This is a genomic window from Corynebacterium riegelii (assembly GCF_016728505.1).
Lineage (GTDB): Bacteria > Actinomycetota > Actinomycetes > Mycobacteriales > Mycobacteriaceae > Corynebacterium > Corynebacterium riegelii.
Genome location: NZ_CP068159.1, coordinates 1,013,427 through 1,031,672 on the forward strand (window position 1 = coordinate 1,013,427; position 18,246 = coordinate 1,031,672).

General features: G+C 60.4%; 25 protein-coding genes. 19 read left to right on the forward strand and 6 right to left on the reverse strand.

Annotated elements, in window-relative coordinates:
• The 4 genes from rpsG (at position 1) to I6I71_RS04680 (ending at position 5,504) form a co-directional block, all read left to right on the forward strand.
• Complete coding sequence (gene rpsG / locus I6I71_RS04665) at positions 1-468, forward strand: 30S ribosomal protein S7 (RefSeq protein WP_052205410.1); 468 nt, start codon at positions 1-3, stop codon at positions 466-468.
• A 227-nt stretch (positions 469-695) separates the two neighbouring features.
• Positions 696-2,816 (forward strand): elongation factor G, encoded by a 2,121-nt coding sequence (fusA, locus tag I6I71_RS04670; protein ID WP_201822638.1) that lies wholly within the window; start codon positions 696-698, stop codon positions 2,814-2,816.
• Positions 2,817-3,167: 351 nt separating this feature from the next.
• Positions 3,168-4,358, forward strand: a complete 1,191-nt coding sequence (gene tuf / locus I6I71_RS04675) for an elongation factor Tu (RefSeq protein ID WP_052205408.1) — start codon at positions 3,168-3,170, stop codon at positions 4,356-4,358.
• A 453-nt stretch (positions 4,359-4,811) separates the two neighbouring features.
• Positions 4,812-5,504, forward strand: a complete 693-nt coding sequence (locus I6I71_RS04680) for a hypothetical protein (protein ID WP_070465762.1) — start codon at positions 4,812-4,814, stop codon at positions 5,502-5,504.
• Positions 5,505-5,517: 13 nt separating this feature from the next.
• Here the strand turns inward: I6I71_RS04680 and I6I71_RS04685 are convergent, their stop codons facing one another.
• The 6 genes from I6I71_RS04685 to I6I71_RS04710 are packed head-to-tail and all read right to left on the reverse strand — an operon-like array spanning position 5,518 to position 8,680.
• Positions 5,518-6,078: an Asp23/Gls24 family envelope stress response protein gene (locus I6I71_RS04685; RefSeq protein ID WP_052205406.1), complete on the reverse strand. Its 561-nt coding sequence runs from the start codon at positions 6,076-6,078 to the stop codon at positions 5,518-5,520.
• On the reverse strand, positions 6,075-6,689 hold the full coding sequence (locus I6I71_RS04690; RefSeq protein ID WP_201822646.1) for an Asp23/Gls24 family envelope stress response protein: 615 nt from the start codon (positions 6,687-6,689) through the stop codon (positions 6,075-6,077). The genes I6I71_RS04685 and I6I71_RS04690 overlap by 4 nt, the downstream gene beginning before the upstream one ends.
• Positions 6,673-7,560: an Asp23/Gls24 family envelope stress response protein gene (locus tag I6I71_RS04695; protein ID WP_101733822.1), complete on the reverse strand. Its 888-nt coding sequence runs from the start codon at positions 7,558-7,560 to the stop codon at positions 6,673-6,675. The genes I6I71_RS04690 and I6I71_RS04695 overlap by 17 nt, the downstream gene beginning before the upstream one ends.
• Positions 7,560-7,760 (reverse strand): hypothetical protein, encoded by a 201-nt coding sequence (locus tag I6I71_RS04700; RefSeq protein WP_052205403.1) that lies wholly within the window; start codon positions 7,758-7,760, stop codon positions 7,560-7,562. Before I6I71_RS04700 ends, I6I71_RS04695 begins: the two co-directional genes overlap by 1 nt.
• 33 nt (positions 7,761-7,793) lie before the next feature.
• The gene (locus I6I71_RS04705) at positions 7,794-8,144 is read right to left on the reverse strand and encodes a hypothetical protein (protein WP_070465722.1); all 351 of its coding nucleotides are present in this window, start codon (positions 8,142-8,144) and stop codon (positions 7,794-7,796) included.
• Positions 8,145-8,146: 2 nt separating this feature from the next.
• On the reverse strand, positions 8,147-8,680 hold the full coding sequence (locus I6I71_RS04710; protein ID WP_101733823.1) for an Asp23/Gls24 family envelope stress response protein: 534 nt from the start codon (positions 8,678-8,680) through the stop codon (positions 8,147-8,149).
• Between the two features lie 86 nt (positions 8,681-8,766).
• Between I6I71_RS04710 and trpB the strand changes: the two genes are divergently transcribed.
• The 15 genes from trpB (at position 8,767) to I6I71_RS04785 (ending at position 18,180) form a co-directional block, all read left to right on the forward strand.
• The gene (trpB, locus tag I6I71_RS04715; RefSeq protein WP_201822648.1) at positions 8,767-10,125 is read left to right on the forward strand and encodes a tryptophan synthase subunit beta; all 1,359 of its coding nucleotides are present in this window, start codon (positions 8,767-8,769) and stop codon (positions 10,123-10,125) included.
• A gap of 493 nt (positions 10,126-10,618) precedes the next feature.
• Entirely contained in the window at positions 10,619-10,924 is a 306-nt protein-coding gene (rpsJ, locus tag I6I71_RS04720; protein ID WP_003848085.1) for a 30S ribosomal protein S10, read from the forward strand.
• Between the two features lie 14 nt (positions 10,925-10,938).
• The gene (gene rplC, locus I6I71_RS04725) at positions 10,939-11,595 is read left to right on the forward strand and encodes a 50S ribosomal protein L3 (RefSeq protein WP_052205399.1); all 657 of its coding nucleotides are present in this window, start codon (positions 10,939-10,941) and stop codon (positions 11,593-11,595) included.
• On the forward strand, positions 11,592-12,272 hold the full coding sequence (gene rplD / locus I6I71_RS04730) for a 50S ribosomal protein L4 (protein WP_052205398.1): 681 nt from the start codon (positions 11,592-11,594) through the stop codon (positions 12,270-12,272). Before rplC ends, rplD begins: the two co-directional genes overlap by 4 nt.
• Positions 12,273-12,578, forward strand: coding sequence for a 50S ribosomal protein L23 (gene rplW, locus I6I71_RS04735; RefSeq protein ID WP_052205397.1), 306 nt, complete (start codon positions 12,273-12,275; stop codon positions 12,576-12,578).
• A 41-nt stretch (positions 12,579-12,619) separates the two neighbouring features.
• Entirely contained in the window at positions 12,620-13,456 is an 837-nt protein-coding gene (rplB, locus tag I6I71_RS04740; protein ID WP_052205396.1) for a 50S ribosomal protein L2, read from the forward strand.
• Between the two features lie 16 nt (positions 13,457-13,472).
• Positions 13,473-13,748: a 30S ribosomal protein S19 gene (rpsS, locus tag I6I71_RS04745; protein ID WP_052205395.1), complete on the forward strand. Its 276-nt coding sequence runs from the start codon at positions 13,473-13,475 to the stop codon at positions 13,746-13,748.
• Positions 13,749-13,751: 3 nt separating this feature from the next.
• The gene (gene rplV / locus I6I71_RS04750; RefSeq protein ID WP_052205394.1) at positions 13,752-14,111 is read left to right on the forward strand and encodes a 50S ribosomal protein L22; all 360 of its coding nucleotides are present in this window, start codon (positions 13,752-13,754) and stop codon (positions 14,109-14,111) included.
• On the forward strand, positions 14,111-14,863 hold the full coding sequence (gene rpsC / locus I6I71_RS04755) for a 30S ribosomal protein S3 (protein WP_052205393.1): 753 nt from the start codon (positions 14,111-14,113) through the stop codon (positions 14,861-14,863). The genes rplV and rpsC overlap by 1 nt, the downstream gene beginning before the upstream one ends.
• Before the next feature lie 2 nt (positions 14,864-14,865).
• The gene (gene rplP, locus I6I71_RS04760) at positions 14,866-15,282 is read left to right on the forward strand and encodes a 50S ribosomal protein L16 (RefSeq protein ID WP_052205392.1); all 417 of its coding nucleotides are present in this window, start codon (positions 14,866-14,868) and stop codon (positions 15,280-15,282) included.
• Complete coding sequence (rpmC, locus tag I6I71_RS04765) at positions 15,282-15,521, forward strand: 50S ribosomal protein L29 (RefSeq protein WP_052205391.1); 240 nt, start codon at positions 15,282-15,284, stop codon at positions 15,519-15,521. Before rplP ends, rpmC begins: the two co-directional genes overlap by 1 nt.
• 2 nt (positions 15,522-15,523) lie before the next feature.
• Complete coding sequence (rpsQ, locus tag I6I71_RS04770; protein ID WP_052205390.1) at positions 15,524-15,844, forward strand: 30S ribosomal protein S17; 321 nt, start codon at positions 15,524-15,526, stop codon at positions 15,842-15,844.
• Between the two features lie 113 nt (positions 15,845-15,957).
• Entirely contained in the window at positions 15,958-16,323 is a 366-nt protein-coding gene (locus tag I6I71_RS04775) for a DsrE family protein (RefSeq protein WP_201822650.1), read from the forward strand.
• Positions 16,324-16,333: 10 nt separating this feature from the next.
• The gene (locus tag I6I71_RS04780; RefSeq protein WP_201822652.1) at positions 16,334-17,938 is read left to right on the forward strand and encodes a sulfurtransferase TusA family protein; all 1,605 of its coding nucleotides are present in this window, start codon (positions 16,334-16,336) and stop codon (positions 17,936-17,938) included.
• Positions 17,939-17,946: 8 nt separating this feature from the next.
• Positions 17,947-18,180 carry a sulfurtransferase TusA family protein gene (locus I6I71_RS04785; protein WP_201822654.1) on the forward strand — a complete coding sequence of 78 codons (234 nt, stop codon included), beginning with the start codon at positions 17,947-17,949 and terminating at the stop codon, positions 18,178-18,180.
• Positions 18,181-18,246 lie beyond the last annotated feature (66 nt).

Below are 18,246 nucleotides of genomic sequence, written 5' to 3' on the forward strand. Positions count from 1 at the left end.
ATGCGTAAGCAAAAAGCACCTGTACGTCCCGTAGTTAAGGATCCGGTATACAACTCCGAGCTGGTTACCCAGCTGGTGAACAAGATCCTGAAGGACGGCAAGAAGTCCACCGCAGAGCGCATCGTTTACGGCGCGCTTGAGATCTGCCGCGAGAAGACCGGTACTGACCCGGTTGGCACCCTGGAGAAGGCACTGGGCAACATCCGCCCGGACCTTGAGGTTCGTTCCCGCCGTGTTGGTGGCGCTACCTACCAGGTTCCGGTCAAGGTTGAGCCGGGCCGTTCCAACACGCTTGCTCTGCGTTGGATGGTGACCTTCACTCGCCAGCGTCGTGAGAACTCCATGATTGAGCGCCTCGCTAACGAGATCCTGGATGCGTCCAACGGCCTGGGTGCATCCGTGAAGCGTCGTGAGGACACTCACAAGATGGCAGAGGCAAACCGCGCCTTCGCCCACTACCGCTGGTAATAGGTTCGCGCCTTATGAGCTCACGTTTCGGCCCGTGGATAAGTTGTCCGCACGCGTACGCGTCGGAGTCTTGCTCCCGGGCCGTTTGCGTAGCGACGGGTGCGTAACCTGCCTCCACGCGCAATTAGTGGAATAATCGACCAAGGACAATATCCGCCAAAGACGCTATCTCGGCTCCCTAGCGTGCGCCGGGGCGGTGTCGACAACTTATAAGTTGGGGTAAAAACGTGGCACAAGAAGTGCTTAAAGACCTGAACAAGGTCCGCAACATCGGCATCATGGCTCACATCGATGCTGGTAAGACCACCACGACCGAGCGCATCCTGTTTTACACGGGTATCAACCGCAAGGTTGGCGAAACCCACGACGGTGGCGCAACCACCGACTGGATGGAGCAGGAGAAAGAGCGCGGCATCACCATTACGTCTGCTGCCGTGACGTGCTTCTGGAACAACAACCAGATCAACATCATTGACACCCCGGGCCACGTGGACTTCACCGTTGAGGTGGAGCGTTCCCTGCGTGTTCTGGACGGCGCTGTTGCTGTCTTCGACGGCAAGGAAGGCGTTGAGCCGCAGTCTGAGCAGGTTTGGCGCCAGGCTGCGAAGTACAACGTGCCGCGTATCTGCTTCGTGAACAAGATGGACAAGCTGGGTGCAGACTTCTTCTACACCGTTGGCACCATCGTTGACCGTCTCGGTGCGAAGCCGTTGGTTATGCAGATTCCGATCGGCGCTGAGGATGACTTCGACGGCGTTGTTGACCTCATCCAGATGAAGGCTTACATGTGGCCGGGCAAGGTTGAGACCGGCACCCCGCCGCAGATTGTTGACATCCCGGCTGAGCTGCAGGACAAGGCTGAAGAGTACCGTGAGAAGCTGCTCGAGACCGTCGCTGAGTCCGATGAGGAGCTCATGGAGAAGTACTTCGGCGGCGAGGAGCTCACCGTCGAGGAGATCAAGGCCGCTATCCGCAAGCTGACCGTTAACTCCGAGATCTACCCGGTGTTCTGTGGTACCGCATACCGCAACAAGGGCATCGAGCCGATCCTGGACGCTGTTGTGGACTACCTGCCGAGCCCGCTGGACATCGGCGAAGTTCGCGGCACCTCCGTAGACGGCTCCGAGGAGCTCGTGCGTAAGCCGTCCGTTGAAGAGCCGTTCTCCGCACTGGCATTCAAGATTGCTGTGCACCCGTTCTTTGGCAAGCTGACCTACGTGCGCGTCTACTCCGGCCAGGCAATCCCGGGCGAGCAGATGCTGAACTCCACGAAGTCCAAGAAGGAGCGCGTGGGCAAGCTCTTCCAGATGCACGCGAACAAGGAGAACCCGGTTGAGCACGCTGACGCCGGCAACATCTACGCGTTCATTGGCCTGAAGGAAACCACCACGGGTGACACCCTGTGCAACCCGGATCACCCGATCATCCTGGAGTCCATGGACTTCCCGGATCCGGTTATCCAGGTGGCCATTGAGCCGAAGACCAAGGCTGACCAGGAGAAGCTGGGTACCGCTATTCAGAAGCTGGCGGAAGAGGACCCGACCTTCACCGTCAAGCTGGACGAAGAGACCGGCCAGACCATCATCGGCGGCATGGGCGAGCTGCACCTCGACGTGCTGGTTGACCGCATGAAGCGCGAGTTCAAGGTCGAGGCAAACATCGGTTCCCCGCAGGTTGCTTACCGCGAGACCATCCGCAAGAAGGTGGAGTCCCTGGACTACACCCACAAGAAGCAGACCGGTGGTTCCGGCCAGTTTGCAAAGGTCATTGTCACCATCGAGCCGTACAACCCGGACCCGGAGACGCTGGAGGAGGGCGAGAGCGCAACCTACAAGTTCGAGAACGCCGTCACCGGTGGCCGCGTGCCGAAGGAATACATCCCGTCCGTGGACGCTGGTATCCAGGATGCGATGCAGTACGGCTACCTCGCTGGCTTCCCGTTGGTGAACATCAAGGCCACCCTTGAGGACGGCGCCTACCACGACGTTGACTCCTCTGAAATGGCCTTCAAGCTCGCTGGCTCCCAGGTTCTGAAGGAAGCAGTTGCTAAGGCTAAGCCGGTTCTGCTTGAGCCGGTCATGGCTGTTGAGGTTGTGACCCCGGAGGAGTACATGGGCACCGTCAACGGTGACATCAGCTCCCGCCGTGGCCAGGTCTACGCAATGGAGGACCGCTCCGGTGCGAAGGTTGTTCGCGCTAAGGTGCCGCTGTCCGAAATGTTCGGCTACATTGGTGACCTGCGTTCCTCGACCGCGGGCCGCGCGAACTTCACCATGGTGTTTGACTCCTACGCTGAGGTTCCGCAGAGCGTTGCTCAGGAGATCATCGAGCAGCGCACCGGCAAGTAAATTGCCCTAACGCTTTGCGCCTTCTGCTTATCGACGGCTACGCCAGAGCCGTCGATAGTAAAAAGCTCGGCGCGAAGCGCACCCTAGCGGGTGCGGCCTACTGAAGTTCCAGCCCAAAATCCCAGCAAGATGGGGTGGTGCTTGAGTTGGCCGTTACTCACTAGGTGGATCCGCGGTTTGCACGGATCGGCCGGTTTGAAAAACGGTCATTCAGAATCTAGGATCATGTAACTGGCACATTGTGAAATGGTCGATGCAGCATGTCTCGCGCATGCGGGCCATGAGGCAAGGCAAATGTAAACAACGTGGCTGCGAAGGTCGTAGCCACATGGAAGTCCAGGAGGACAACAAGTGGCAAAGGCAAAGTTCGAGCGTACGAAGCCGCACGTCAACATTGGCACCATCGGTCACGTCGACCACGGCAAGACCACCACCACGGCTGCCATCACCACCGTGCTGGCTCAGGAGTACCCGGAGGAGAACAAGGCGTTCGACTACTCCGCAATTGACAAGGCTCCGGAGGAGCGCGAGCGCGGTATTACCATCAACATCTCCCACGTGGAGTACAACACCCCGAAGCGCCACTACGCTCACGTGGACGCCCCGGGCCACGCCGACTACATCAAGAACATGATCACCGGCGCTGCTCAGATGGACGGCGCAATCCTCGTGGTTGCAGCTACCGACGGCCCGATGCCGCAGACCCGCGAGCACGTGCTGCTGGCTCGCCAGGTTGGCGTTCCGTACATCCTCGTTGCACTGAACAAGTGCGACATGGTCGATGATGAGGAAATCATCGAGCTGGTTGAGATGGAAGTTCGTGAGCTGCTGGCTGAGCAGGAGTACGACGAGGATGCACCGATCATCCACATCTCCGCTCTGAAGGCTCTCGAGGGCGAGCAGAAGTGGGTTGACTCCATCCTGGAGCTCATGCAGGCATGTGACGACTCCATTCCGGACCCGGAGCGCGAGACCGACAAGCCGTTCCTGATGCCGATCGAGGACATCTTCACCATTTCCGGCCGCGGTACCGTGGTTACCGGTCGTGTGGAGCGTGGCGTGCTCAACCTCAACGACGAGGTCGAGATCATCGGTATCCGCGAGAAGTCCCAGAAGACCACCGTTACCTCCATCGAGATGTTCAACAAGCTTCTCGACACCGCTGAGGCTGGCGACAACGCAGCTCTGCTGCTCCGTGGTCTGAAGCGTGAGGACGTTGAGCGCGGCCAGGTCATCATCAAGCCGGGCGCTTACACCCCGCACACCAAGTTCGAGGGCTCCGTCTACGTTCTGTCCAAGGACGAGGGCGGCCGCCACACCCCGTTCTTCGACAACTACCGTCCGCAGTTCTACTTCCGTACCACTGACGTGACCGGCGTTGTGAAGCTGCCGGAGGGCACCGAGATGGTTATGCCGGGCGACAACGTTGAGATGACCGTTGAGCTCATCCAGCCGGTTGCTATGGACGAGGGCCTGCGCTTCGCTATCCGCGAGGGCTCCCGCACCGTCGGCGCTGGCCGTGTTACCAAGATCCTCGGCTAATTCCAGCCACCAGGGTCTAACTGGGTAACCCAGTAACGCCTTAAAGGCCGCCACTCCCACACGGGAGGGCGGCCTTTTTGCATGCCCATACGTGGGCAGGTGTTTGGGGGTAGGTGTTTGGGCAGCTATAGCCTGGATCGGGGAGCCTGCCCGGTCCTGTCCGGTCCGGTCCTGTCCTGTCCGGTCCGGTCCTGCCCCAACAGATATGCAGGGGAAGAAATGCAGGTCTGCAGGTAGCGGCCAATTTTCATTAAGGCCTCACTTATTGAAAAAACGCTCTGAGCTGGGAACCTGCATATCTTCCCCTGCATATCTGTGTTCCAGCGCTATTCGCAGGCCGTTCGTCCTGCTTACGCAAACGCGATCAGCGTGAGGAGGCCGCGTTGCGGAGTACGAACTCGCGGCCTCAACTTGTGCCAGATCAGATGGGACGGGCTCGGCTACAATGCTCGCGTGCACGAAACTGACCCGACCCGCATCCCTAAACTCATAGCGAGGCTCCAAGATGCGTGGGAAGGCCAACCAGACCTCACACTCCCGGCTTTTCTAGGTGTGTTGCAGAACCGTGGACTGTCCTGGGGCTCCACCGAGGACGAGCTGCTGGCAATCCTGGATGAGGTTGCAAGAGAACACCCATCCCTGCTGACAGCGCCACTGGAACGCACTGTGTGCATCGCTACGACAGCGCCACAGCTCACCATCACACTGACAAGCACCACGGCGATAGTGCGAAACGCTGCAGACCCGAAACGGATGCCCGGGGTGTGGCGCTATGACGCCTTCCGGCCAACAGGGCCGGGCCGGCCACTGGTGGTGCGGGATACAGAAGGCGTAGAGCACCGGCTGGGCGTCGTTGAAATGATCACCGGGTTGCCACCGAAAGACGCCGACATGCTCGATGGCCTGCGGCGTGTGGACGTCGGCTCGGAACGCTGGCTCCTGCAATGTGAGGACGGCTCTAGGGTGATCCTCGGGCAGCGGATCTGGTTATGGACTGTGCAGGGGAGACAATCGCTGCTTGAAACGATCGCGTGGGACCAGCTGCTGGCTTGTACGCCGGGCGCTGAGATAGTTGTAGCCCCAGCCGGCGGCGGGAGGCCGCGCAAACTGGGGCTACTGAAAGAGGCGTATCTGTTGGAGGCCTAAACGCTGGTAGCGGCTACGCTGCGACGCGGTCCAGCTGCAGCTTCCACACCGTGTCAATTTCCATGGTGTGGTTGGCTACGCGGAAATCCTCGTTAGCGCTTTCAATGGCGCTGATCGCCTCACCCAGGTCATAGGAAGGGTTAGCGATGACGGTAAAGGTAGCGGTTGGGCGTTTGCCCACCATTGCAACCTTGCACGACGCACGCGATACGGACGGGGATTGCGTAATCGCCGTACAGGCCGCCTCGGCAACGCGCTGGACATTGATCACCGTGTCGCCGTGTGCCGGGTCCGCTGCCGCGATCTCCCTGTTGGAGAACGCGCGGCTGCGGATGTTGGCCAGGATTAGCCACAGGCCGACGAAAAACAGGACGATCGCCGCGATAATCAGCGCGGTGTTGTACCAGCCGTAGTAGGGCACCTCCGAAATCGATGCCCGGTTGAACTGGTTAATCCAATCACTGACGTAGGGGATGTCCCAGTACAGCGCCACCGGCACAAAGCCAGCAACAATAAGCAGCAGTCCGAAGAGGAAGACTACGAGGCGGTCGAAGAAGGAAAGTCCCTTAGTCATCGCTGTACCTCCTGTTCAGTAGTAGCGGTCTCCGGCGCAGGTGCCGGTTGGTTCACCTTCACTGCCACCGCAGGCGGCGCCTGCAGACGGCTGAACTCACCATTAAGCAGGCTGGTCACACGCTCCTGGGTTGAGCCAGTGCCGTCATCATCAATCTCAACCGTCAGCTTCTTACGGTTCGCCTTCGAGCGGACCGTAGTGCTGCCGGTCTCAGCGCGGGCTGCGTTGGTTGCCTTGCGGGCAATATCCACGGGACGTACCCAAATAGAAGCGGGGGAGTCCACGCGCACATGGGTACGAGCCCTCGGGATGAAGGCGGTGATGACAAACCAAAGCCCGACAAGGGCGATGATGATGCCGAGGGTGACCACCTTTGCGTCGATAAGCGAGGAAGCCATCGTGTTAAATACCGGCAACAACCAAGAGGTAAACGGCTGGTCCTGGGCGTAGAACCAAAGCTCCCGAACCAACACGCCGGAAAGCGCAATCAGGAGCACGCCAAGCACAACAGTGATCCAACGGACAGCCGGATTCGCACGCGGCTCAGCGCCAGGGTGCGGACCAAGCGGGCGGTTTGGCGCTTCCGTGTGGTCCTTAACGGGTGCGGTCATAATACTTCTCCACCGGTCGAATCGTGATTTGCTTCAACGGCTGCGGCATCGGGGCCTCAGGGCGCTTCACAGGTCTCGGCGAGGGCACCCCAACCGGACGCAAGTGCGGCGCCGCGGGAGCGCTTACCGGCACAACAGAGCTCCGGTTGATGTACACCTCTTTGAGCGCGCGCCGCGGCGGCACCGTAGCGCCCTTGACCGGGCGCGGGTACGGAGCGTGTACGGACGCAGCCTGCGGAACGAAACGCTGCACTTCAGCAAGCTGGCGCGGCTGAGGAGTCTCAGGCGAAAACGTCTCAAGCGGCGGTGGCACGACAATGTCGGTGAGCTGCAGCGGCGGTGCGTCAAAGCCTGTGGTGCGAACCTCAGGTGGCGCAGGAACCGTCACTTCGCGCAGTTCATCCAGCTGTGAGTCAACCTCAATCGGCGAAAGTGCGATGGGGTCCTTCGTTACCGGGGAGGTGACCGGCGAAGGGGATATGCGGATACCAACCGGCTCAGCCGATGCATTGTGGCTAGCCACATCATCCCAAGTCACACGGTGGCCGTCCGTCTCAGTTTGCACATTGGCCACGTGCACCTGAACGCGGGAAACATCCAGCCCACACAGGGAACGGATGTGGGCGATGATGGTGGCTCGCACCGCGTCCGTAATAGCCGCAACTGGGGCAGGGTAGGTGGTGGCAATTTCGGCCTCTACCGCAGCAATTGCTGAGGCGCGGTCCAAGTGCACATTCACCCGCGGGTACTTGCGCCCCGCAAGGCCAGCTAGCTGGGCGTCGAGGCTGAGTACACCGGGAACAGTGAGCACGGCTTGCTCTGCTACGTGCTCAACTGCCTTCTCGCTGATGTGGTAAAACGTGCCGTCCATTAGCTTTGGCCCTTGCCGGAGGTCTTGCTCACGGCGCGGGCCAAGTCCAGCCGGCCATCAAGCTGAGCGCCGATTACGCCACCGATGACGGTGAACAGCAGCAGCCAAATCAGGCCGAACACACCGCCAAAGGTGACGAAAAACGCAACGATCAGGCCGATGATGATGCCCAGCACCGTCTTGTTTTCGAAGATATTCATGGGGAACACCAAATCTTCCAGATTGTCTTCCAGTTAGTGTGACGCGCGGACAGCATCCGCCACCACAACGTCTACAAAACCGAGAGAAGTAGCCTGAAGTACCGCTTCACGAACGTCGGTTGCAACAGCCTGCACTTCGCGCTCAGAGCCAACGTCAAACACAACGTGGACCTCAAGGCCAAGTTCGGTGCCGTGCTCTCCGCCGTTATCGCCGCCACGCTCAACGCTGCGGCGAGAGTTACGAAGCCCCTCGATGCGTTCACCGGGAAGCAGAATTGCTACTTCGCCGAAGCGGCCTCCGTGGAGGCCGGCAACGCCGGGGACTGCAAGTGCTGCGGTACGGGCTGCCTCCGCGGTTTCTCGGGTTACGGAGGTCTGCGCCATAACTACTGGCCCAGTGCCGGGTTAGCAGCCTGGTAGTTCACGTTCTCGTCGTACTGCTCCGGCACAGCGGTCTCCTGCTCCGGCAGGTTCACGTCGTGCACCGTCACATCAACGCGGTCCACAATCAGGCCGGTCATGCGGGTGATGGCAACGGTGATGTTCTCGCGGATAGCGTTAGCCAGCTCGTGGATGGCAACGCCGTACTCAGCGATGATGGCAACAGCAACGCTGACGTGGCCCTGGTCCACCGCAACGTTCACGCCCTGCTGGACGTTGGTGGAGGAGGTGAAGGACTCGCGCACAGCACCCCACATACGTGCAGCGCCGCCGCCCAGGTTGTGAACGCCAGAAACTTCACGGGCTGCGATGCCGGCGATCTTGCCCACCACGTTGTCATCAATAACGGTGGTGCCGTGATCGGTCTCCAGGTTCTCGTTGCGCGGGCGAACCTGCTCCGTCTCTACTGCCTTGGAATCGGCAGCGGAATCAGTGGTAGACGGGGTGTTCGGGGTCTTCGGGGTGTTGTTGTCAGCCATGATGATCCTTTCATTGGATTGGTGTACCTGCTCAACCCTACCCGTTTAGCCCCGCTGGGCGCTGGGCTCATGCATAATGTGGGTCCATGACGCAGGACATTCGCAAGACGCTTATCAGCGCATACTTCGGTGAATTTGGTGGACAGTATGTACCGGATTCGTTGTACCCGGTCTTAGATGAGTTGGAGCAGGCGTTTGTTGATGCTCGGCATGATGAGGAGTTTCTCGCCGAGCTTGCAGAGCTGCAGGCTAAGTACCTGGGGCGCCCAACCCCGGTCTATGAGTGCCTGAACTTGCCACGCTCCAAGAAAACGGGCAAGAAGCTTGAAAACGTCCGTCTGTTTTTGAAGCGTGAAGACTTGGCGCACGGCGGTGCGCACAAGGCTAACCAGGTGTTGGCGCAGGCGCTGATTGCAAAGCGTTTGGGTAAGCGTCGCCTGATTGCAGAGACCGGTGCAGGCCAGCACGGTACCGCTACCGCTATGGTGGCTGCGCTTCTGGGCATGGAGTGCGTTATTTATATGGGTGCGCAGGATGTTGCGCGCCAGCAGCCGAATGTTCGCCGTATGCGCCTGATGGGTGCGAAGGTCTCGCCGGTGACCAATGAGGACGGCGGTTCTATGTCGAATGCGATTGACGTGGCGCTGGGGGACTGGCTGGAGAACCTTTCCACGACGCACTACGTGCTGGGTTCCGCCTGCGGCCCGCACCCGTTCCCCACGTTGGTCAAGGAGTTTCAGGCTGTGATCTCGCGCGAGTCGCGTGAGCAGATGCTGGCTGAGACTGGTCGTTTGCCGGATGCTGTCATCGCTGCCGTTGGTGGCGGCTCCAATGCCATCGGTGCATTCGCGCAGTACTTGGAGGATCAGCCGGGCAATGACAATGTGCGTCTGATTGGTGTTGAGCCTTCGGGCGAAGGCCTGGACACCAATAAGCATGGTGCGCCGCTGGCTCACGGCAAGATCGGTTTCCTCCACGGCTCTCGTTCCTATGTGGTCACTGACCAGGATGGTGAGCTGATGGCTGAGTCACATTCGGTGTCTGCCGGCCTGGATTACCCGGGCGTTGGTCCGGAGCATGCGTATCTGAAGCAGACGGGCCGCGCTGAGTACGTGGTGGCGTCCGATGTGGAGGCGCTGCAGGCGTTTCGTATCCTCTCGCGTTATGAGGGCATCATTCCTGCCCTTGAGTCCTCCCACGCGTTGGCGCACGCGCTGCGCATGGCGGAGGAGGCGGAAGAGACTGGTGAGGAGCTGAACCTCTTGGTCAACCTTTCCGGCCGTGGTGACAAGGATATGGACTACGTGTTCAACATCCTGGGGGACCAGATTTTTGAGGACCCGTATGAGTCGCCCGTGGCGGACATCAAGGTCACCGAGGTGCTCGCGGAGATGACGTCCGCTTCCAACGAGCGGGAGGCCGGTAACGCGGTTTCGCACCACTAGGGAGCTTTTGCTTATCGACGCATCCCCCGTCCACTTTCTTCTCACGCGCGACGGGGGTTTGCGCTTTTGTGGCCTTTGTGTTTAAATACTCGGGTTGCTTTGACATGGCTCGTTGTAAAAGGCGAGCGATGGTGAGGTAACCATGACACCTTCACCGGGAAGGGGCCATGGCAAATAAACAGCGGCAGTACGCGAAGAGTCACGCACCCTTCCGAGTCTGACATCCACGTCATATATGTGCCTTATGCAGGTAAGTAGGCGCGGGGAAAGCACTGGAGACGTACGCGAGCAGTTTGTTGCACGCCCGTCCCAACTTTCTGAAGTGTCATGACAGTCAATTACAAGACACTGGCGTTGAGCCAAGGGCCCAGCCCGGACAACGTTATAGAGAAACTAGAAGCTACAACCCCACCGCTTCGCCCGTTTCTCACTCCGTTCAAAACGAGCGGGGAGGGAAAGGAATCGAACGTGGGGATGCGAGGAAGAGGTAAGCGTGGCGGGACAGAAGATCCGCATCAGGCTCAAGGCCTACGATCATGAGGCGATCGACGCATCCGCGAAGAAGATCGTTGAGACGGTCACCCGCACGGGTGCCCGCGTCGTGGGGCCGGTGCCGTTGCCCACTGAAAAGAACGTGTACGCCGTCATTCGTTCTCCGCACAAGTACAAGGATTCTCGCGAGCACTTCGAGATGCGCACCCACAAGCGCCTCATCGATATTCTCGATCCGACGCCGAAGACCGTCGATGCGCTCATGCGCATTGACCTTCCGGCCAGCGTTGACGTGAACATCCAGTAAGCAGGAGAACTGAAATGTCTGACAACCAGATGAAGGGCATTCTGGGCAAGAAGATCGGCATGACCCAGATCTTCGACGAGGACAACCGTGTTATCCCGGTTACCGTCGTCGAGGCTGGTCCGTGCGTGGTCACCCAGATCCGCACCCCCGAAATCGATGGCTACTCTGCCATCCAGATCGCTTATGGCGATATTGACCCCCGTAAGACCAAGAAGCCGCAGGCTGGTCACTTCAAGAAGGCCGGTGTGAACCCGCGCCGCCACGTCGTGGAGATCCGTATGGATGACACCTCCGCGTACGAGGTTGGCCAGGAGTACAACGCCACCATCTTTGAGGGTGACACCTACGTTGACGTGGTCGGCACCACCAAGGGCAAGGGCTACGCTGGCGCCATGAAGCGCCACGGCTTTGCTGGCCAGGGTGCTTCGCACGGTAACCAGGCTGCTCACCGTCGTGTGGGTGGCATCGGTGCATGTGCTACCCCGGGTCGCGTGTTCAAGGGCACGCGTATGGCTGGCCGCATGGGCGGTAACCGCGTTACCACCCAGAACCTGAAGATCCAACGCATCGACGGCGACAACAACCTGATCCTGGTCAAGGGCGCAATCCCGGGTGCCAAGGGCAGCATTGTTACCGTCAAGACCGCAGTGAAGGGCGGTGCTCACGCATGACGAACCTGACGCTTGACGTCCACACCGCTGATGGTAAGACCAACGGCTCCGTTGAGCTTCCGGCAGAGTTTTTTGACCGCGAGGCATCTATTCCCCTGATGCACCAGGTTGTAATTGCACAGCTGGCTGCAGCACGTCAGGGTACGCACGCAACGAAGACCCGTGGCATGGTTTCCGGCGGCGGCAAGAAGCCGTTCCGCCAGAAGGGCACTGGCCGTGCTCGCCAGGGCTCGACCCGTGCTCCGCACTTCACCGGTGGTGGCACCGTCCACGGTCCGCAGCCGCGTTCCTACGCGCAGCGGACCCCGAAGAAGATGATCAAGGCCGCTCTCGCAGGTGCGCTGACGGATCGTGCTCGCAACGAGCGCATCCACGTGGTGGAGGATCTGGTCCCTGGCCAGAACCCGTCCACCAAGTCTGCACGTGCTTTCATTGAGCGCCTGACCGACCGTAAGTCCGTTCTGCTGGTCCTGGGCAGCGACGATGTGAACTCCCGCCTTTCCGCAAGGAACCTGCCGGGCGTGCACGTTATCGCTCCGTCCATGCTGAACACCTACGACGTCCTGAATGCAGATGACGTTGTGTTCTCGGTCGAAGCACTGCACACCTTCATCAACCGCGGCAACGTCGTGGCTGCACCTGCCGGCGCGGCAGCGACGGCTGAGGAGGAGAAGTAAATGGCTAAGGTTGCGAATCCGCGCGACATCATCATCGCACCGGTCCTCTCTGAGAAGACCTACGCGCTGATGGAGCAGAACACGTACACGTTCTTCGTGAACCCGTCTGCAAACAAGACCCAGATCAAGATTGCCGTGGAAGAGATCTTCGGCGTTGACGTTGCTTCGGTGAACACCGCCAACCGTGAGGGCAAGCGCAAGCGCTCCCGCACCGGCTTTGGCAAGCGTAAGGACACCAAGCGCGCCTACGTCACTCTCCGCGAGGGCAGCGACTCCATCGACATCTTCGGCGGTGCGACGGCCTAAGGCCATCGCTCTGATGAAGAGACGATAGAAAAGGACAAACTATGGCTATTCGTAAGTACAAGCCGACAACCCCGGGTCGCCGCAACAGCTCCGTTTCCGAGTTCGAGGAGATTACCCGCTCCACGCCGGAGAAGTCCCTGCTGCGCCCGCTCCCGAAGAAGGGTGGCCGCAACACGCACGGCCACATCACTACTCGTCACCGCGGCGGCGGCCACAAGCGTCGCTACCGCGTGATTGACTTCCGTCGTTCTGACAAGGACGGCGTGCTGGCAAAGGTTGCTCACATTGAGTACGACCCGAACCGCACCGCAAACATTGCACTGCTGCACTACTACGACGGCGAGAAGCGCTACATCATCGCGCCGAAGGGCCTGAAGCAGGGCACCGTTGTGGAGTCCGGTCCGAACGCCGACATCAAGGTTGGCAACAACCTGCCGCTGCGCAACATCCCGACCGGTACGACCATCCACGCTGTGGAGCTCAAGCCGGGCGCTGGTGCAAAGCTGGCTCGTTCCGCAGGTACGTCCATCCAGCTGCTGGGTAAGGAAGGCAACTACGCAGTGCTGCGTATGCCGTCTTCTGAGATCCGCCGCGTGGACATCCGTTGCCGCGCAACCGTTGGTGAGGTTGGCAACGCTGACCAGATCAACATCCGCTGGGGTAAGGCCGGCCGTATGCGCTGGAAGGGCTGGCGCCCGACCGTGCGTGGTGTGGTTATGAACCCGGTTGATCACCCGCACGGTGGTGGTGAAGGTAAGACCTCTGGTGGTCGCCACCCGGTGAGCCCGTGGGGCCAGAAGGAAGGCCGCACCCGCAACCCGAACCGTTACTCGAACAACATGATTGTGCGCCGCCGTCGCACCAAGAAGAAGCGCTAAGAGGAGGTAAGACAACATGCCACGTAGCCTGAAGAAGGGCCCGTTCGTCGATGAGCACCTCCTCAACAAGGTGGACGCTCAGAACGAGGCCGGCACCAAGCAGGTCATCAAGACCTGGTCTCGCCGCTCAACCATTCTCCCTGACTTCATCGGTCACACTTTCGCCGTCCACGACGGTCGTAAGCACGTTCCGGTGTTCGTCGACGAGTCCATGGTTGGTCACAAGCTCGGCGAGTTTGCACCCACCAAGACCTTTAAGGGTCACGTCAAGGAAACGAAGGGACGTCGATAAGCAATGGCTGACACCATCACCACTGCATCCGCGACGGCCAAGTTCGTGCGCACTTCCCCGATGAAGGCCCGCCGCGTGCTGGCTCTCGTCCGCGGTAAGTCTGTTGCTGAGGCTCTCGCGATCCTGAAGTACGCGCCGCAGGAAGCCGCTAAGCCGGTTGCCAAGGTCGTCGCTTCTGCTGCGGCCAACGCCGAGAACAACTTCGGCTTGGATCCGCGCACCCTGGTTATCGCAGAGTGCTACGCAAATGAGGGTCCGACCATGCGTCGTTACCAGCCGCGTGCACAGGGCCGCGCTTTCCAGATCCGTAAGCGCACCTCTCACATCACTGTTGTCGTCGAGTCCAAGGAAGAGGCGAACTAATGGGTCAGAAAATCCACCCCCACGGCCTACGCCTGGGCATCACTTCCGATTGGAAGTCCCACTGGTACGCCGACAAGAACTACGCCGACTACGTCGCTGAGGACATCAAGATCCGCGAGTTCTTCCAGAACAACCTGGAGCGCGCAGGCATCTCCGATGTTGTCATCGAGCGCACCCGTGACCGCGTTCGCGTGGACATTCACACCGCCCGCCCGGGCATCGTGATTGGCCGCCGCGGCGCTGAGGCTGACCGCATCCGCCGTGAGCTGGAGAAGCTCACCGGCAAGATGGTTGCGCTGAACATCCTCGAGGTCAAGAACGTCGACGCTGACGCGACCCTGGTCGCACAGTCCATCGCAGAGCAGCTTGTCAACCGTGTGGCATTCCGCCGCGCGATGCGCAAGGCTATCCAGTCTGCGATGCGCAACCCGCAGGTCAAGGGCATCAAGGTTCTGTGCTCTGGCCGTCTGGGCGGCGCCGAAATGTCCCGTGTTGAGCGCTACCACGAGGGCCGTGTGCCGCTGCACACCCTTCGTGCGGAGATTGACTACGGCACGGCTGAAGCACACACCACCTTTGGCGTCATTGGCGTCAAGGTGTGGATCTACAAGGGCGATGTCGTAGGTGGCGTTCGCGAGTCCGAGCTCAATGCGCCGAGCAATGAGCGTCGTGGCCGTGGCGACCGCGATCGTCGTCCGCGCCGCGGTGGCCAGCGCCGCCAGCAGCGCGCCGAGCAGAAGCAGGAGGGCTAAGCATGCTTATTCCTAAGCGCGTGAAGTACCGCCGTCAGCACCGCCCGACCCGTTCCGGCGTGTCCAAGGGCGGCAACAAGATCAACTTTGGTGACTACGGCCTCCAGGCTCTTGAGCCGGCTTACGTTACCAACCGCCAGATCGAGTCGGCTCGTATCGCTATCAACCGCCACGTCAAGCGTGGTGGCAAGGTCTGGATCAACATCTTCCCGGACCGTCCGCTGACCCAGAAGCCGCTCGGCGTGCGTATGGGTTCCGGTAAGGGCCCGGTTGAGAAGTGGGTGGCCAACGTTAAGCCTGGCCGCATCCTTTTCGAGATGTCCTACCCGAACGAGGAGACTGCAATGGAAGCTCTGCGCCGCGCTGGTGCGAAGCTGCCGTGCAAGACTCGCGTGATTAAGAAGGAGGACCAGTTCTAATGGCTGCCGGTACCCCCGCATCCGAATTCCGCGAGCTCAACGATGATGAGCTGCGTACCCGCCTGACCGAGGCAAAGGAAGAGCTGTTCAACCTGCGCTTCCAGCTTGCCACTGGCCAGCTGACCAACAACCGCCGCATCTCCACGGTGAAGCGCGACATTGCTCGCATCTACACGGTGCTGCGCGAGCGTGAGCTCGGCCTGTCCGTTGTACCCGAGTCTGCAGGAGCTGAGGCATAACCATGACTGAGGCAAACGTGACTGAGAAGAACACCGGCAAGGGCCCGAAGCACACCGAGGCTAAGCCGAAGGAGAAGGGCCTGCAGAAGCGCCGCCGCGGCTACGTCGTGTCCGACAAGATGGACAAGACGATCGTGGTCGAGGTTGAGGACCGTAAGTCCCACGCTCTGTACGGCAAGATTGTGCGTACCACCAAGCGTGTGAAGGCTCACGATGAGAACAACACCGCCGGCGTCGGCGATCTCGTTCGCATCGAGGAGACCCGCCCGCTGTCCAAGGACAAGCACTTCCGTCTCATTGAGATCATTGAGAAGGCTCGCTAGTTCTAGCTAGTTACTAGCGCCAAAGGCCGCACCCCCGTTTCCCGGGTGGTGCGGCTTTTCGCATTTTGCTTATCGACGCCTAACGTGTCCCAACCTTCTGTACCCTAGCGGGCATGTCTACCGGAAAATTTTGTGTAACCATTGCCCACGCTAAGAACGACACGGATCTGGCCACTGTTGGCTTTGTCGTAGCCAACGCTGCCGTCGGCTCCGCCCAGGACACCATGGTCTTCCTCTCCTCCGAGGGCGCCTACCTGGCTGTTGACGGCTACGCCGACGACATCCACGAGGAGGGCTTCGCACCGCTCAAGGAGCTCATTGCAAACTTCATCGCCGCTGGCGGCGCCCTCTACGTGTGCGCGCCGTGCATTAAGAAGCGCGGCTACACGGAAGACCAGCTGATCGAGGGGGCACAGATCGTCGGCGGTGCAAAGCTCGTCGAGTTCCTGGCAGATGGCACGCCGAGCGTGTCCTACTAGGCATAACAACGTGGCAGAAGCAACTCACCCGTACGCGCCCCACACCAGTTTTGATGGGGGAGACCTTGACTGCGGCAATGGCCTGCTGCTGCTGATCCGTCAGCACATCGACCCGCTGGATCCGGGCCAGCTGCTGGAGATCATCTCCTACGAGCCGACTGTCCCGGATGATCTTCCTTCTTGGTGCCGGCTTACCGGCAATGAGCTGGTGAACATGATCGAGGAGACGGATCAAGGCCGCTGGCGTTTCCTAGTGTGTAAAGGAGCGTTCGCAGGGGCTGACACGCCTTCGGATGAACCAGCGGAGCCCGAGAGTGCGCCGCAACCAGTGGTGAAGAAGCGCGGCGCAAAGCAGCGCAAGCGCCCGCAGATGCCGGTGACCCAGGAAGTGGTCACCCCCACGGTGCCAACGGATTTCCCGGCGCCTGCGCCGGCGCCGCAGATTGCGCCGCTTTCGGTAATGACCATGGGGTCGTGGCCGCGTAAGCCGTGGCTGCTCGAAGCGGTGCACGAGAATCTGGCTGGCCGGATGCCGGAAGATCAGTTCCAGGCCACCGCCGATGATGCGGTGGAGCTCGTGTTGGCCGCCCAGCAGCGTGCCGGCGTGGATGTGGTTACTGACGGTGAGATGCGCCGCGACAACTACTCCAGCTTCGTTGCAGGAAGGCTGCAGAACTGCCAGCTCATTCCTATTACGGACTTGCTTCCGTACGTGGATGATCCGGAGGAGTTTGAGCGCGAGCTGCGCGCGTTGGACGTTCCTGCGGGAGATGTCCGCCACCCCGCGGTCTTCGGCCTGCTCGGGCGCGATAAGCCGCTGGTGGCTCATGAGGTCCGCTTCCTGCAGTCCCTGACGGACGCGCCGGTGAAGGTGTGTCTGCCTGGGCCGTATCTTTTGACCCGCACGATGTGGATGGAGTGTGTCTCTGACCGGGCGTATGAAAGCCGTGAGGAGATGGCCGTCGACATTGTGCGCGTGCTGCGCGAGGAACTCCATGAGCTGTACTCGCTGGGCACCGCGATGATTCAAATTGATGAGCCGGTGCTGACTGAGGTGGTCTACGGCCGACACGACGGTGGCGGGCGCACTTTCATGTGCGGCGCGCTCGATGAGCTGTCCGGCAGCGTGGATGAGGAGCTCGCATTTGCGCAGTCGCTGCTTGAGCAGCTGACGGAGGGCTTCGACCCGCAGCGGCTTGCGTTGCATGTGTGCCGCGGCAACTGGACCACGGACGAATCGGCGGCACTCGAAGGCGACTACGCCCCGTTTGTAGACCTGTTTGCTGCACTGAATGTGGGCACGCTCTCCTTGGAGCTGGCCACTCCACGTGCCGGCAGCTTGGATGCGCTGAGCGGGATTCGCGAGGACCAGCGGGTCTGCGTCGGCGTGCTCAACCAAAAGCAGCAGGCACTTGAGCCGACGGAGGACGTGGTGGCCCGCATTGCCGCTGCGGTTGAGGCCTTTGGCACAGACCGCGTGCTGCTGAGTACTGACTGCGGGTTTGCAACCTTTGCGGACAACCCGATCGTGGCAGATCGCCTTGCGCAGCAGCAGCTGGCGCAGATCGTCCAAGCGCGCGACACCTACCTGCAGCAGGTGGGGGATACGCAGTAGTGGAGCTTATGGAAGAGCCGCCCGAGTCGCAGCACTATTGGGATGCGGAAGACATCGCCTGCGGTGATGTACTCGTGCGGCTTTTCCTGCTTTTTCGGGACCAGATGGAGGTGGGCGAGGTGCTTCACCTGCGCTCTATCAACGAGGCTATTCATATTGACCTCTACGCCTGGTGCGGGCTGACTGGCAACTCCCTGCTCTACGCAGACGCGCCGCACTACTACCTACGCAAGGTTGGGTAAGCAAAAAGTTCAGTAACTGTTCACCTGGACTTCCCCGGTTGGTTAGTTAACGGAAATAACGTTTGC